This window comes from Ramlibacter monticola, from assembly GCF_016722785.1.
Classification (GTDB): Bacteria; Pseudomonadota; Gammaproteobacteria; order Burkholderiales; family Burkholderiaceae_C; genus Ramlibacter; species Ramlibacter monticola.
In genome coordinates this window covers 1,360,985-1,373,645 of record NZ_JAEQNE010000001.1, presented here as the reverse complement: position 1 = coordinate 1,373,645, position 12,661 = coordinate 1,360,985, and the positions used below count along the sequence as shown (strand labels likewise).

Annotated in this window: 13 protein-coding genes; 7 read left to right on the top strand and 6 right to left on the bottom strand. The window is 70.0% G+C overall.

Translation table 11 applies throughout. The annotated features are described in order from the left end of the window. The first annotated feature begins 50 nt into the window (after positions 1-50). Together JJ685_RS06680 and JJ685_RS06675 are read left to right on the top strand one after the other, a co-directional pair. Complete coding sequence (locus tag JJ685_RS06680) at positions 51-674, top strand: SCO family protein (RefSeq protein WP_201673401.1); 624 nt, start codon at positions 51-53, stop codon at positions 672-674. Between the two features lie 10 nt (positions 675-684). After that, positions 685-2,295 carry a c-type cytochrome gene (locus tag JJ685_RS06675; RefSeq protein ID WP_201673400.1) on the top strand — a complete coding sequence of 537 codons (1,611 nt, stop codon included), beginning with the start codon at positions 685-687 and terminating at the stop codon, positions 2,293-2,295. Here the strand turns inward: JJ685_RS06675 and JJ685_RS06670 are convergent, their stop codons facing one another. Next, the gene (locus JJ685_RS06670; RefSeq protein ID WP_201673399.1) at positions 2,296-3,033 is read right to left on the bottom strand and encodes a DNA-formamidopyrimidine glycosylase family protein; all 738 of its coding nucleotides are present in this window, start codon (positions 3,031-3,033) and stop codon (positions 2,296-2,298) included. It lies immediately after the preceding gene. 50 nt (positions 3,034-3,083) lie between these two features. Between JJ685_RS06670 and JJ685_RS06665 the strand changes: the two genes are divergently transcribed. The 3 genes from JJ685_RS06665 (at position 3,084) to plsY (ending at position 5,413) form a co-directional block, all read left to right on the top strand. After that, entirely contained in the window at positions 3,084-4,139 is a 1,056-nt protein-coding gene (locus tag JJ685_RS06665; protein WP_201673398.1) for an aldo/keto reductase, read from the top strand. Positions 4,140-4,146: 7 nt separating this feature from the next. After that, positions 4,147-4,638, top strand: a complete 492-nt coding sequence (locus JJ685_RS06660) for an aminoacyl-tRNA deacylase (protein WP_201673397.1) — start codon at positions 4,147-4,149, stop codon at positions 4,636-4,638. A gap of 82 nt (positions 4,639-4,720) precedes the next feature. Beyond that, a complete protein-coding gene (gene plsY / locus JJ685_RS06655) occupies positions 4,721-5,413 on the top strand; it encodes a glycerol-3-phosphate 1-O-acyltransferase PlsY (protein WP_201673396.1) in 693 nt (230 codons plus the stop codon). A gap of 74 nt (positions 5,414-5,487) precedes the next feature. Here the strand turns inward: plsY and JJ685_RS06650 are convergent, their stop codons facing one another. The 3 genes from JJ685_RS06650 to JJ685_RS06640 are packed head-to-tail and all read right to left on the bottom strand — an operon-like array spanning position 5,488 to position 8,229. After that, positions 5,488-7,098, bottom strand: coding sequence for an MFS transporter (locus tag JJ685_RS06650; protein ID WP_269117361.1), 1,611 nt, complete (start codon positions 7,096-7,098; stop codon positions 5,488-5,490). 4 nt (positions 7,099-7,102) lie between these two features. After that, positions 7,103-7,741, bottom strand: coding sequence for a retropepsin-like aspartic protease family protein (locus tag JJ685_RS06645; RefSeq protein WP_201673395.1), 639 nt, complete (start codon positions 7,739-7,741; stop codon positions 7,103-7,105). A gap of 2 nt (positions 7,742-7,743) precedes the next feature. Continuing rightward, positions 7,744-8,229, bottom strand: coding sequence for a YajQ family cyclic di-GMP-binding protein (locus JJ685_RS06640; protein ID WP_201673394.1), 486 nt, complete (start codon positions 8,227-8,229; stop codon positions 7,744-7,746). A 50-nt stretch (positions 8,230-8,279) separates the two neighbouring features. Here JJ685_RS06640 and murB point away from each other — a divergent pair, with 50 nt between their 5' ends. Further along, complete coding sequence (gene murB, locus JJ685_RS06635; protein ID WP_201673393.1) at positions 8,280-9,320, top strand: UDP-N-acetylmuramate dehydrogenase; 1,041 nt, start codon at positions 8,280-8,282, stop codon at positions 9,318-9,320. A gap of 3 nt (positions 9,321-9,323) precedes the next feature. On the opposite strand, the gene JJ685_RS06630 is transcribed toward murB, so the two are convergent. Together JJ685_RS06630 and JJ685_RS06625 are read right to left on the bottom strand one after the other, a co-directional pair. Further along, a complete protein-coding gene (locus tag JJ685_RS06630) occupies positions 9,324-9,686 on the bottom strand; it encodes an SPW repeat domain-containing protein (RefSeq protein WP_201673392.1) in 363 nt (120 codons plus the stop codon). 104 nt (positions 9,687-9,790) lie between these two features. Then, positions 9,791-10,618 (bottom strand): SGNH/GDSL hydrolase family protein, encoded by an 828-nt coding sequence (locus JJ685_RS06625; RefSeq protein WP_201673391.1) that lies wholly within the window; start codon positions 10,616-10,618, stop codon positions 9,791-9,793. A gap of 268 nt (positions 10,619-10,886) precedes the next feature. Between JJ685_RS06625 and JJ685_RS06620 the strand changes: the two genes are divergently transcribed. Then, positions 10,887-12,635, top strand: a complete 1,749-nt coding sequence (locus JJ685_RS06620; RefSeq protein ID WP_201673390.1) for a 4Fe-4S binding protein — start codon at positions 10,887-10,889, stop codon at positions 12,633-12,635. The last annotated feature ends 26 nt before the right edge of the window (positions 12,636-12,661 follow it).

Genomic DNA, 12,661 nt, shown 5'->3' with positions numbered 1-12,661 from the left:
GTGACACCGGAAGGGCCCGCGGGCCCTTCCTTTCCCGCAGGAGAGCCCCCTTGTCCACGATCCGGAACTTCCTTCGCTTCGCCCCGCTCCTCGTGGCGCTCGCCCTGGCCGGCACCGCGCTGCGGGCCCGCGCCGGCGACGACGCGCACCACCACCACCATCAACACATTGCCGCCGCCGGCTACGAGCGCCAGGTGGCGCAATACCGGTTGCCGGCGATCGAACTCGTGCGCGCCGACGGCACGAAGGCCAGCTTCCCGCAGGAGCTCGACGACGGCCGGCCCGTCGTGCTCAACTTCATCTACACCAGCTGCACCGCGATCTGCCCGATCCTGAGCCAGAGCTTCGCGGAGTTCCAGCGCAGGCTGGGCGCCGAGCGCGAGCAGGTGCGCATGGTGTCGATCTCCATCGACCCGGAGGAGGACACGCCGCGGCGGCTGTCCGAGTACGCGCAGCGCTTCGACGCGGGGCGCCAGTGGGGCTTCTACACCGGCAGCAACGCCGCCAGCGTGAGCCTGCAGAAGGCCTTCCAGGCCTACTACGGCGGCAAGATGCACCACCGCCCCGTGACCTTCCTGCGCCCCGCGCCGGGCCAGCCCTGGGTGCGGCTGGACGGCTTCACCTCGCCCGACGAACTGCTGGCGGAGTACCGCCGCCTCGCGCCCCGGCACTGAAGGAGCTTCCATGCGCAGATCCTGGCGCGCCGCGTTCGGCGCACTGCTGCTGTCCCTGGTCGGAAGCTGGGGGGCGGCGGCCTTCGCCGCCGACGCCGCGTCGGCGCCCGGCGACCTGCTGGCCCTGGGCCGCGCGCTCTACCTGGAGGGCCGGCGCGCGGACGGGAGCCCGCTGGTCGCCGGGCGCGCGGGCGGCCTCCTGCTCACGGGCGCGGAGGCGGCCTGCGCGAACTGCCACCGGCGCAGCGGGCTGGGCGGCGCGGAGGGGCGCAGCTACATCCCGCCCGTCACCGGCGCGGCGCTCTTCACCGCGATGCCGGCCGGCAAGGGTCCCTCGGCGCTGGGCGACGGCCGGCCGGCGTACGCCGAGGCGAGCCTGGCCCATGCGCTGCGCGAGGGCGTGGACGCGTCCGGACGCAAGCTCGATTTCCTGATGCCGCGCTACCGCCTGGACGACCGCGAAGTGAAGGCGCTGCAGGCCTGGCTGCGCGCGCTGCCGCAGGCGCCCGTGGCCGAGGCCGGCGTGCTGCACTTCGCCACCGTGATCGCGCCGGAGGTGCCGCCCGAGCGCGGCGAGGCGATGGTGGGCGTGCTGCAGGCCTGCTTCGAGGAGCACAACGCCGGCCCGCAGCCGGAGCGCGGGCGCAGGAAGCTGGCGGCGGACATGCGCCAGCGCGAAGGGCGCAAGTGGCAACTGCACGTCTGGCAGCTGCAGGGGCCGCAGGACGGCTGGGAGCGGCAGCTCTCGCAGCGTGCGGGCGAGCAGCCGGTGTTCGCGCTGGTGGGCGGCATCGGCAGGCACTGGCAGCCGGTGCATGGCTTCTGCGAGCGCTCGGGCGTGCCCTGCCTGTTTCCGCACGTCGATGCGCCGGTGACCGACCCGGCGGGCTTCTACCCGCTGTACCTGGGCAAGGGCGCCCTGCTGGAGGCGGGGCTCGTGGCGCGCGACATCGCGCCGCGCGCCGAGGCGCGCGTGACGCAGGTCCTGCGCGAGGACGACGCGGCGGCCGAGGCGGCGGCGGAGGCGCTGCGGCGCGCGCTCGCGGAGCAGGGCATCGCGACGCGCGAGCTGCGCATCCCGGCGCAGGCCCCGCTCACGCCGGGGACCCTGGCGGCGGTGCAGCCGGACGACACCCTGATGCTGTGGCTGCGGCCGGCCGACCTGCAGCGCCTGGCGGCGGTGGCGCCCGTCGCCGCGCAGGTGTACGTGTCCGCGACCCTGGCGCAGAACGACAAGCTGCCCCTGCCCGAAGCGTGGAAGGCCCGCATCCTGGTGGCTTATCCCTTCGAGCTGCCGCAGCGGCGCGCCGTCCGCATCGGGCAGCTGCGCCAGTGGCTGCAGGCGAACGGCCTCGCGCTGTCCGACGAGCGCGTCCAGGCCGACGCCTACGTGGCCTGCAAGGCGCTGCGCACCGCCATGATGGAAGCCGAGGACCACCTCGGTCCGGACTACCTGGTGGAGCGGCTGGAAGTGAACATGGAGCGCAGCACCGCCACGGGGATGTATCCACGGCTGGCGCTGGGCAACGGCCAGCGCTTCGCCTCGAAGACGGGTTATCTCGTGCGGATCGACGACCGGTCGGGCGGGCTGGTGCCGGTGGGCGAGCGCACCACGCCCTAGCTAACTGTAGAGAATCTGGCAGTTCTCGCAGAAGAAGCTGCGCCTGTGGGTCTTCCCCAGGTGCGCCTTCTTCAGCGGGATGTCGCAGCGCGGGCAGGTGCGCTTCGTGTGCGCCAGCCAGTGCTTCTTCAGCTCGTACTGCTTCTTCCACTCGTAGAAGTCGAAGCTGTAGCGCCGCGCCTCGTCCACCAGCTCGCGCAGCTTCTTCGCCGGCAGCGCGCCGACGGTGGACAGCGGGTGCACGCGGATGCGGAACAGCACCTCGTTCTTGATGATGTTGCCCACCCCGGCAAAGAGGTCCTGGTCCAGCAGCGCGTCGCACACCAGCGTGCCGGGCTGCGCGCGCAGGCGCCGCAGCGCCAGCTTCGGGTCCCAGTGCTCCGACATGACGTCGGCCCACCAGTCGTATACCAGGTCCAGCGGCTCCTCGATGAAGCGCACCGAGCAGGCGTAGAAGTTGATCTCGCCGCCCCCGTCGAAGGCCAGCGACAGCCGCGGCACCGCCCAGCTCTTGGACTCGTTGATGCGGTAGCTCCCGAACAGCATGAAGTGCACGCGCAGGCTGAAGTCCGGCAGCTCGATCAGGAAATGCTTGCCCCAGCTGCGGAAGGCCTCCACGCGCTGGTCGACCAGCCGCTCCTTCTCGATGGTGGTGTTGCCCTGCACGGCCCGCACGGTCCGCCCCGCGAAGGGGGCCGCCTGCTCCTTCAGGATCACGATGGAAGGACCTTCCGGCATGGTTCGTACTATGCTCGACGGGATGCACTCCACGACAACGACGTAACACCATGCAAACCGTCCAGCTTGGCCAGAGCGACCTGGAGGTCTCGCCCATCTGCCTCGGCACCATGACCTTCGGCGAGCAGGTCACGGAGCGCGACACGCATGCGATCCTCGACCGCGCGCTGGAGCGCGGGATCAACTTCCTTGACACGGCGGAGATGTACCCGGTGCCGCCGCGGCGCGAAACCTACTCCACCACCGAGACCTTCATCGGCAACTGGCTGGCGGCGCGCCCCGGTGCGCGCGCGAAGATCGTGCTGGCCACCAAGGTGGCGGGCCCCTCGCGCGGCATGCCCTGGGTGCGCGAAGGGCAGGGGCTGGCGGCGGACGACATCCTCGCCTCCTGCGAAGCGTCCCTGCGCCGGCTGAGGACCGACACGATCGACCTGTACCAGATCCACTGGCCCGAGCGCCACGTGCCGGCGTTCGGCGAGCTCTACTACGACCCGAAGCGGGAGACCAGCCGCACCTCGATCGCCGAACAGCTGGAGACGCTGAACCGGCTGGTGCGAGAAGGCAAGGTGCGCCATGTCGGCCTGTCGAACGAAACGCCTTACGGGGTGCACGAATTCGTGCGGCTCGCCGAGCGGTTCGACCTGCCGCGCATCGCGTCCGTGCAGAACCCCTATTGCCTCACGAGCCGCGCGGTCGACAACGGCCTCGACGAGACGATGCACCGACTGGGCGTCTCGCTGCTGGCGTATTCGCCGCTGGCCTTCGGCGCGCTGACGGGCAAGTACGACGAAGCCGGCACCGGCGCAGGCGCGCCGCAGGGGCGGCTCGCGAAATTCGAGCGGATGCGCACGCAGCGCTGGGGCCGGCCGGAGGCGCTGGCCGCCGCGCGCCGCTACAACGCCCTGGCGCGCGAGCACGGCCTGACGCCCACGCGCATGGCCCTGGCCTGGTGCTACGGCAACTGGCGCGTGGCCAGCACGATCATCGGCGTGACCTCGCTGGCGCAGCTCGATGAGAACGTGGACGCCTGGGGCACCCCGCTGGCGCCGGAACTGCTGGCGGCGATCGACGGGATCCGCCGGGAGCTGCGCGACCCGGCGCAATAATTCCGGCATGGCCCGCAAGGAACACGTCAGCGAGACTCCCGCCACCGCCTTCCTGAAGGCGAACCGCGTCGCCTTCACCGAGCATCCCTACGAGTACGTCGAGCACGGCGGCGCGCAGCACAGCGCCGAGGTGCTCGGCTTCGACCCGTTCACGGTGGTGAAGACGCTGGTCATGGAGGACGAGAAGGCGCGGCCGCTGGTGGTGCTGATGCACGGCAACCGCACGGTGTCCACCAAGAACCTGGCGCGCCAGATCGGCGCCAAGTCGGTGGCGCCCTGCAAGCCCGAGGTGGCCAACCGCCACAGCGGCTACCTGGTCGGCGGGACCTCGCCCTTCGGCACGCGCAAGGCGATGCCGGTGTACGTGGAGGAGAGCATCCTCGCGCTGCCGCGGATCGTGCTCAATGGCGGACGGCGCGGCTACCTGGTGGGCATCGTCCCGCAGGAGGTCGTCAGGCTGCTCGGTGCCAAGCCGGTGAACTGCGCGCTGGAGGAATAGGTCCCTCCGGCTCGCGGCCGGCTTCCTGGACGGACCTGCGCCGCCGGGGGCGGCCCGGACAAGTGGATGCACAATAGCCGCCGTGCAGAACCTCGCCCCCCTCCTCGCCGTCCTGGCTTCCTATCTCCTCGGCTCGCTTTCCTTCGCCGTGATCGTCAGCCGGGCGATGGGGCTGTCGGATCCGCGCACCTTCGGGAGCAAGAACCCGGGCGCCACCAACGTGCTGCGTTCCGGCAGCAAGGCCGCGGCCATCCTCACGCTGCTGTTCGACGCCCTGAAGGGTTTCGCGCCGGTGCTGCTGGTGAAGCTGTACGGGCGCGACTACGGGATGGGCGACACCACCATGGCCCTGGCGGGCCTGGCGGCCTTCCTGGGCCACCTCTACCCGGTGTTCTTCCGCTTCCAGGGCGGCAAGGGCGTGGCCACCTTCATCGGCGTGGTGTTCGGCATCCACTGGCTGCTCGGCGTGGCGACGGGCCTCACCTGGATCATCATCGCCGCCTTCTTCCGCTACTCCTCGCTGTCCTCGCTGATCGCCGGGGTGTTCGCGCCGACCTTCTACCTGCTGGTGGCCGGCGGCCCGTGGTATGCCGAAGGGCCGGTGGCGATGGCGCTGTTCGTGATGGCGCTGCTGCTCGCCTGGCGCCATCGCGCCAACATCCAGCGCCTGCTGCAGGGCCGGGAAACGCGGCTGGGGGCGAAGAAGGATGCGCCCGCGGCGCACCATGCTCCGCACCCCCCGCACCATCACCACCACCACCATCACAAGCACTAGGACTCCTGCCGTTGCCCCCGCGGTTCGGCCGGCGCCGGGGCGGGCTGGTCAGGCGAGTTCGCCTGGATTGGCGCTCACTCCTGCTCGATCAGGTAGCGCGAGACGCGCGGCGGCTCCTCCCCGAGGTGGCAGGCGTTGCGCCTGTCGCGCAGCGCCACGTCCGCCGCGCTGATGCGGTCGAAGCGGCGCAGGTGTTCCGTCCACGACGGGTCGACGATCTGCTCCACGTAGCGCCCGGGCTCGTAGATGTCGTGCAGCAGCTGCCACTCCAGCGCGCCCTGGCGCAGTCGGCTGCGGCGGCTTTCCTGCATCAGGGCCAGGAATTCGTCGGTTCGCGCCGGGTCGATGCGGTATTCCACGCGGACCAGGATGCGGCCGGGGCGCGGCGGCTCCAGCATCTCCGGCACGCGCAGCGCGTGCGAGGGCGTGAGTTCCTCCTCGATGCCGCGGTCGATCTTGAGCCGCTGCGCCGCCAGCATGGTGGCGATGCTGGTGGCGGCCGAGACGGCCAGCGCGACCTGGATGGAACTCGAGGTGGCGACCTGGCCCCACAGCGCGGCGCCGGCCGCCGTGGACCCCATCAGCGCCATCTGGTAGACCGACATTCCGCGGGCGCGCACCCAGTCCGGCAGCGACATCTGCGCCGCGACCGTCAGCGAATTTGCCACCGTGATCCAGGCGGCGCCCGACAGCACCATCGCCGGCACGGCCACGTAGATGTTGGGCGCGAAGCCCACGACCACGGCGGCGAGCGCCTGCACCACGGTGCCGAGCAGCACCCGCCGCTGCAGCGGCAGCCAGCGGCGGATGTGCGGCATCAGCAGCGCCGCGATGATCGCCCCCGCGCCCATGGACGCGAGCAGCACGGTGAAGGTGCCGGCCCGGCCGCCAGGCAGGGCGCGGGCCACCAGCGGCAGCAGCGCCATCAGCGCCGTGGAATGCAGGAAGAACAGGGCGATCCGCAGCAGCACCGCCCGCAGGCGGCTGGAGTGCCAGACGAACTGCATGCCCACGCGCATGGCGCTCACCAGCGGCTCGCGCCCCAGCGGGCTTTCCTTGTGGACCCGCCGCCAGCGCATGATGGTCAGGGCGGCGAGGATCGAGATCGTGGCGTTCAGCACGAACACGTAGACGCCGCCCACGCTGGCCAGCAGCGCGCCGGCGATCAGCGGGCCGATGATGCGCGAGGCGTTCATGGCCACGCCGTTGAGGGCCAGTGCCTGCGCGAGCTGCGGCCGGGTGACGATTTCCGGCACGATCGCGGCGAACACCGGCCAGCGCATCGCCAGCCCGATGCCGTTGGCGAAGGTCAGGGCGAGCAGCAGGGGCGCCGTCAGCCGGTCCAGCAGGATCACGGCGCACAGCAGCGTGGCGATGCCCGCGACCCAGAACTGGGTGGCCATGAAGTAGCGCCGGCGGTCGAGCGTGTCCGCCAGCGCGCCGCTGGGGAGGCCCAGCAGGAACACGGGCAGGGTCGCCGCACTCTGCACCAGCGCCACCCACAGCGGCGAGGGCCCGATCGACGTCATCAGCCAGGCGGAGGCGACGTCGTTCATCCACATCGTCGTGTTGGCCGCCAGCCAGGTGAACCACAGCATGCGGAACACCGGCGTCTTCAGCGGGCCGAGCGCGCTCTCGGGCGGGCGCGAGAGGGTCGTGGTGCCGGAGAGAGTGGAGTCGGGCAAGGACTCAGTACCTGCGTTCGAGGACGAGCTGGTCGTTGAACCGCGTCATCTGGAAGCGGGTGAGGAAGCTGTTGCCCAGGAGGATGGGGCCGGAACTGGCCGGCAGCACCGAGGCGTCGACGTCGTACACCTCCACGTCGCCGACCCGCACCGAATTGAGCTTCACGATGTACATGGCGACCAGGCCGTTGGCGGTCTGCGTGCGGGCGACCTGCCCCTTGCGGTAGTCGATGCCGAGCCGCTCGGCCTCGTTGGCGCCCATCGAGACCGAAGTGGCGCCGGTGTCCACCAGGAACTGCACGGCGCGGCCGTTGATGGCTCCGGGGGTGAGGAAATGGCCGCCGGAGCCTGCCGTCAGCACGATCTTGCTGCCGCGCGCGGGGCCCGCGCCGCCGCCCACGCTCGCGGGCGCTTCGCCCAGGCGCAGGGTGTGACGCTGGCCATTGATCTCCACCACCGCCTGGTCGCCCTGCGTGGACAGGACCTTCACGCCCTTATGGCTCTCGCCAGGCGCCACGCTGCGGGGCGGCGCTCCGTCGACGATCAGCAGGGCCTTGTTCCCCAGCATGCCTTGCAGCGCGACGGACTGCGCCACGGCGGCGCCGGCCGCGAGGGCGAGGCAGATGGGAACGAAAGACTTCATGCTCAGTCGCGGAAATTGTCGAAGGACAACGGAAGCTGCGTCATCTCCTTGCGCACGAGGGCGATGGCCTGCTGGAGAACGTCGCGGTCCTTGCCGGTCACGCGCACCACGTCGCCCTGGATGGCGGCCTGCACCTTCAGCTTGCTGTCCTTGATGAGCTTCTGGATCTTCTTGGCGTCTTCCGAGCCGATGCCGTTGCGGATGTCGACCACCTGCTTCACCTTGTCGCCGCCCATCTTCTGCACGTCGCCGATGTCCATGAACTCGGCGGGCACCTCGCTCTTGGCGAACTTCGCCCGCAGCACGTCCATCAGCTGCTGCAGCTGGAAATCGCTCTCGCCGATGAGCGTGATTTCCTTCTCCTTGATGTCGATGGCGGCGGCCGTGCCCTTGAAGTCGAAGCGGTTGACGACTTCCTTGCTGGAATTGGAGACGGCGTTGTTCACCTTCACCATGTTCGGCTCGCACTTGATATCGAACGACGGCATGTCGAGATCCTCCTGCACCCTGTCCCTGTCGGTTTGGGCACAATTCTCCCATGATCGTCGAGTCGAACGCAGCGCTGCAGCCCTACAACACCTTCGGGATCGTCGCGAAGGCGCGCACGCTCCTGCGGGTCCGCGGCGCGGCCGACGTGCACGCCGTGCTGGCTCATCCGGACTACCGCGACGAGCCGAAATTCATCCTGGGCGGCGGCAGCAACATCGTGCTGACCGGCGACGTGAAGGCGCTGGTGCTGAAGGTGGAAGTGACCGGCCGGCGCGTGCTGGAGGACGGGCCCCGGTCCACCGTGATCGAGTTCGGCGCCGGCGAGAACTGGCACGACGCCGTGACCTGGACGCTGGACCAGGGCTTCGGCGGGCTGGAAAACCTGGCGCTGATCCCCGGCACCGTGGGGGCCGCGCCGGTGCAGAACATCGGCGCCTACGGCATCGAGCTGCAGGACCGTTTCGAGTCGCTCGACGCCGTCGACCTCATGACCGGGCGCGAATTCACGCTGGACGCCACCCAGTGCGCCTTCGGCTACCGCGACTCGGTGTTCAAGCATTCGCCGGCCCGCGACAGCGACTTCGGGCTGGCCGGCCGGGCCCTGATCCTGCGCGTGCGGGTGCGCCTGCCCAAGCCCTGGAAGCCCGTGCTGGGCTACGTGGACCTGCAGCGCAAGCTCGCGGAAAGCGGCGTGCAGACGCCCTCCGCGCGCCAGATCTACGACTGGGTCTGCGCCATCCGCAGCGCCAAGCTGCCGGATCCGCGGGTGATCGGCAATGCGGGGAGCTTCTTCAAGAACCCCACGGTCACCCAGGAGCAGTGCCAGGACATCATCGCCCGCGACCCCAACATCGTGCACTACCCCATGCCCGACGGCACGGTCAAGCTGGCCGCCGGCTGGCTCATCGATGCCTGCGGCTGGAAGGGCAAGTCGGTGGGGCAGGCGGGCGTGTACGAGAAGCAGGCGCTCGTGCTGGTCAACCGCGGCGGCGCCACGGGCGGGGAGGTGGTCACGCTGGCGCGGGCGATCCAGACCAGCGTGTACGAGCGCTTTGGGATCCGGCTGGAGCCGGAACCCGTGGTCGTGTAGCGCTCAGCTCTGGATCCGTTCCCAGGAGGCGGCGAATTCGTCGTCGGTGACCAGCACCCAGATCGCCAGCGCCGTCACCAGGCCGCCCGTCACCAGGGCGTTCTGCAGCGCGGGGGCCACGGCGTCGAAGCCGAGCAGCGCCGGGGTCATCATCAGCAGGGCGCCCAGGCCGGCGTCCAGCCATTCCTCCCAGGCCTGCGGCACCTGCATGGCCTCCAGGCTGGAGGCGATCAGGAGGGCGCCGATCGCCATGGTGCTGACCATGGCCACGACGACGTTCTGGTACCCGAGCACCCAGGGAGAGACGACCAGCCAGGCACCGAGGACGGCATTGACTGCGTCCTGCCAGTGCTTCACTCGCTTCATGGCGCACTCCTTTCGCCGCGCGCGGCGGCATCGCTATGACGGCGGCACGGGAACATCGTAATCCCGTGCGCGGCCGCAGGCTAGGGGGCGTGCGACGAAGCAGCTCAGTCGTTGCGCCGGTAGAAGGCCTGGACGGTGTCCCAGGCGACGGTCTGCAGGTGGCGCGCGACCGCCGGGTCGAGCCCCGCCGTGTAGCTGGAGCCCACCGGCGAGCGCTTGAACAGCGCCGCGTAGCTCGTCGCGGCGGCCAGGTAGGTGCCGGCCAGGCTGGGATGGCGCTTGTCGGCCACGTAGAGGTTGACGTCCGGCCGCTGGGCGACCGAGCGCGCGAAGGCCAGCCCGGCCGGGATGACGAAGGCGTCGTTGGCATTCGCCTCGCGGACGTAGGCCTCGGCCAGCTGCGCGGTCATCTCGGGCTTGTCCTGGTAGGCCCAGGACATGAAGTACACCGGCTTGGCGCCATGCTTGCGCACCGTGTCGGCGTTGCTCTTCGCGTACTTCGTGAACACGGGCGCGAGCTGCGGGTGCAGCGGGCACTGGCTGCAGTCCATCATGATCGCGACGTCGAACAGCCGCTCGATCTTGTTGAAGACCACGTTGTTGTTGGCGTCGAAGGAGTAGTTGCCGATCGCGTTCGGGCGGAAGTAGGCGTCGACGTCGTGCCAGTCGAAGCCCGAGCCGCTGATCGTCACGGAGGTGGCGCGATGGCGGAAGCCGGGCATGCCGGCCGCGATGAACTGGCCGACGTGGCCGTGCATGCTGTTGTTGTAATAGAAGAAGCTGTTGCCGATCCAGATCGCCGAGGCCGGGTCGCTGATGCCGGCATCGGTGAGTTTCGGCCGCGGCGCGCCTTGCGCGCAAGCGCCGGCGGCCGCGGCGGCGAACAGCAGGGTCAGGCAGAGGCGGGCGAGGTGCCGGGTCAGCTGCAGCATGAAGTCTCCTTGGGGGGCAGGCCGGCGCAGCTTACGCCCGTCGGCAGCGGGCCACATCGGCGCGGACCGCAATTGACGGGCGCCGCGGCTTCCCGATTTGGACCGGCCGGCACCGCGCGGATTTTCGATTTTGGGAAGCGCCGGGCCGAAGGATGGGCTGATGCGTGCGATTGTTGGCGGATCCCGGCGCCCCGGCCCGCGGCCCGGATCTTGCCTCGCAAGCCTCATAGAGCAAAACGCGCGGCCCGGACCGCGAATCCAAATGTCGATGCGAATCCTCCTGGCCCTGCTCCTCTTCCTGTCGGCTGCATGGTGGAGCCCGGTCCAGGCCCACGGCGGCAAGGAGCACGGCGTGCCGACGCTCGCCGCCCCGGCGGACCCGGCGCCCGAATCTCCCGCGCTGCCTGCCGAGGCCGCTGCAGCGGCCGAAGCGGCTGCGCCTGCCGAAGCCGCGGCGGCGGCACCGGAAGCCCCGGTCGAGAACATCATGATCCACCCCGGCATGCCGGAAGAGTGGGTGCAGGGCGCCGCCATCGTGATGCTGCTGATCGCCGTGTGGGCCGTGTTCGCGAAGGCCGCGAGCGAGTCGCCCGCGCGCAGCCTGAACCTCTCGCAGCTGCCGGTGGTCGGGCCGGTCGTGCGCTTCCTCAATCGCAGTCCCTATCCGCTGCTGGCCGCGCGGCTGGCCTCCGTCAGCGTGTTCCTGTTCATCATCGCGGCCGGCTTCTTCGGCACCGAGCATCCGGAACACAACATCGCCACCTCCTTCGTGTGGAACATCTGGTGGCCGCTGGTGATCGTGGCCGTGTTCTTCATCGGCTCCGCCTGGTGCGCCATCTGCCCGTGGGACACGCTGGCGGGTTGGATCGTGCGGCGCAGCTGGTGGAAGCGCGTGGCGCCCCACCCGGGCCTGAACCTGAAGGTGCCGCGCGCGCTGCAGAACGTGTGGATCGCGCTGCTGATGTTCATGGGCCTGAGCTGGCTGGAGCTGGGCGCGGGCGTCACCGGCAAGCCGGTGCTGACCGCCTCGCTGGGCGTGATCATGCTGGTGCTGTCCATCGTGTTCCTGCTGTTCTTCGAGCGCAAGGCGTTCTGCCGCTACGCCTGCCCGGTGGGCCGCACGGTGGGCTTCTACTCGCGCCTGTCGCCGATCGAGGTGCGGCCGGTGAACCAGTCGACCTGCGACAGCTGCAAGACCCTGGAATGCTTCCACGGCTCGCAGAAGATCGAACCCTGCCCCAGCAAGCTGGTGGTGGGCCGCTTCAGCGAGAACTCCTTCTGCCTGTCGTGCGGCAACTGCGTCCTGAGCTGCCCCTCGCAGAACGTCTCCTGGCGCCTGCGCACCATGGACACCGAGGCGAAGAAGGCCGGCACCCCCGGCTGGGACAGCGCCTGGTTCATGCTGGCCCTGCTGGGCATCACCATCTTCCACGGCATCTCCATGATCCCGCAGTGGAGCGAGTGGCTGCTGGCGATGGCCCGCCTCACGGGCGAGACCGGCTCGCTGTTCTTCAGTTTCGCCACCGGCATGCTGGCTTCCACCGTGGTTCCCGTGGGGGTCTACGCGCTGGCGATCTGGCTCGTGAGCCTGTGCGTGCAGGACGGCACCTCGTACAAGAAGCTGTTCGGTGGCTTCGCCTTCACCGCGCTCCCGCTCGCCTTCGCCTACCACCTGGCGCACAACATGGACCACCTGCTGGGCGAGGGCGGCGACGTGCTGCGCGTCATCGCCAACCCCTTCGGCTGGGGCCTGGCGCCGCTCACCAGCGCGCAGCGCCACGACATCATGATGCAGCAGGTGGTGCCCGAGACCGTGATGTTCGCGCTGCAGGCCGGCTTCATCGTGATGGGCTTCTGGCTGGCGGTGCAGATCGCGCGCTACCAGGCCCGCAAGCTGATCGCCGGCGATGGCCTGGTGGACCGGGCCCGCAAGATGCTGCCGCTGATCGGTTTCTTCGCCGTGGTCACCGCGGCCAACGTGTGGCTGCTGGCGCAGGACATGGAAATGCGTTTCTGAACCCGGGAGGGCCGACGACCCGGCCT

Coding starts and splice junctions, on each gene's coding strand:
- JJ685_RS06620 (WP_201673390.1), top strand. CDS start 10,887: ATGCGAATCCTCCTGGCCCTGCTCCTCTTCCTGTCGGCTGCATGGTGG.
- JJ685_RS06625 (WP_201673391.1), bottom strand. CDS start 10,618: ATGCTGCAGCTGACCCGGCACCTCGCCCGCCTCTGCCTGACCCTGCTG.
- JJ685_RS06670 (WP_201673399.1), bottom strand. CDS start 3,033: ATGCCGGAAGGTCCTTCCATCGTGATCCTGAAGGAGCAGGCGGCCCCC.
- JJ685_RS06645 (WP_201673395.1), bottom strand. CDS start 7,741: ATGAAGTCTTTCGTTCCCATCTGCCTCGCCCTCGCGGCCGGCGCCGCC.
- JJ685_RS06640 (WP_201673394.1), bottom strand. CDS start 8,229: ATGCCGTCGTTCGATATCAAGTGCGAGCCGAACATGGTGAAGGTGAAC.
- JJ685_RS06675 (WP_201673400.1), top strand. CDS start 685: ATGCGCAGATCCTGGCGCGCCGCGTTCGGCGCACTGCTGCTGTCCCTG.
- JJ685_RS06630 (WP_201673392.1), bottom strand. CDS start 9,686: ATGAAGCGAGTGAAGCACTGGCAGGACGCAGTCAATGCCGTCCTCGGT.
- JJ685_RS06665 (WP_201673398.1), top strand. CDS start 3,084: ATGCAAACCGTCCAGCTTGGCCAGAGCGACCTGGAGGTCTCGCCCATC.
- murB (WP_201673393.1), top strand. CDS start 8,280: ATGATCGTCGAGTCGAACGCAGCGCTGCAGCCCTACAACACCTTCGGG.
- JJ685_RS06660 (WP_201673397.1), top strand. CDS start 4,147: ATGGCCCGCAAGGAACACGTCAGCGAGACTCCCGCCACCGCCTTCCTG.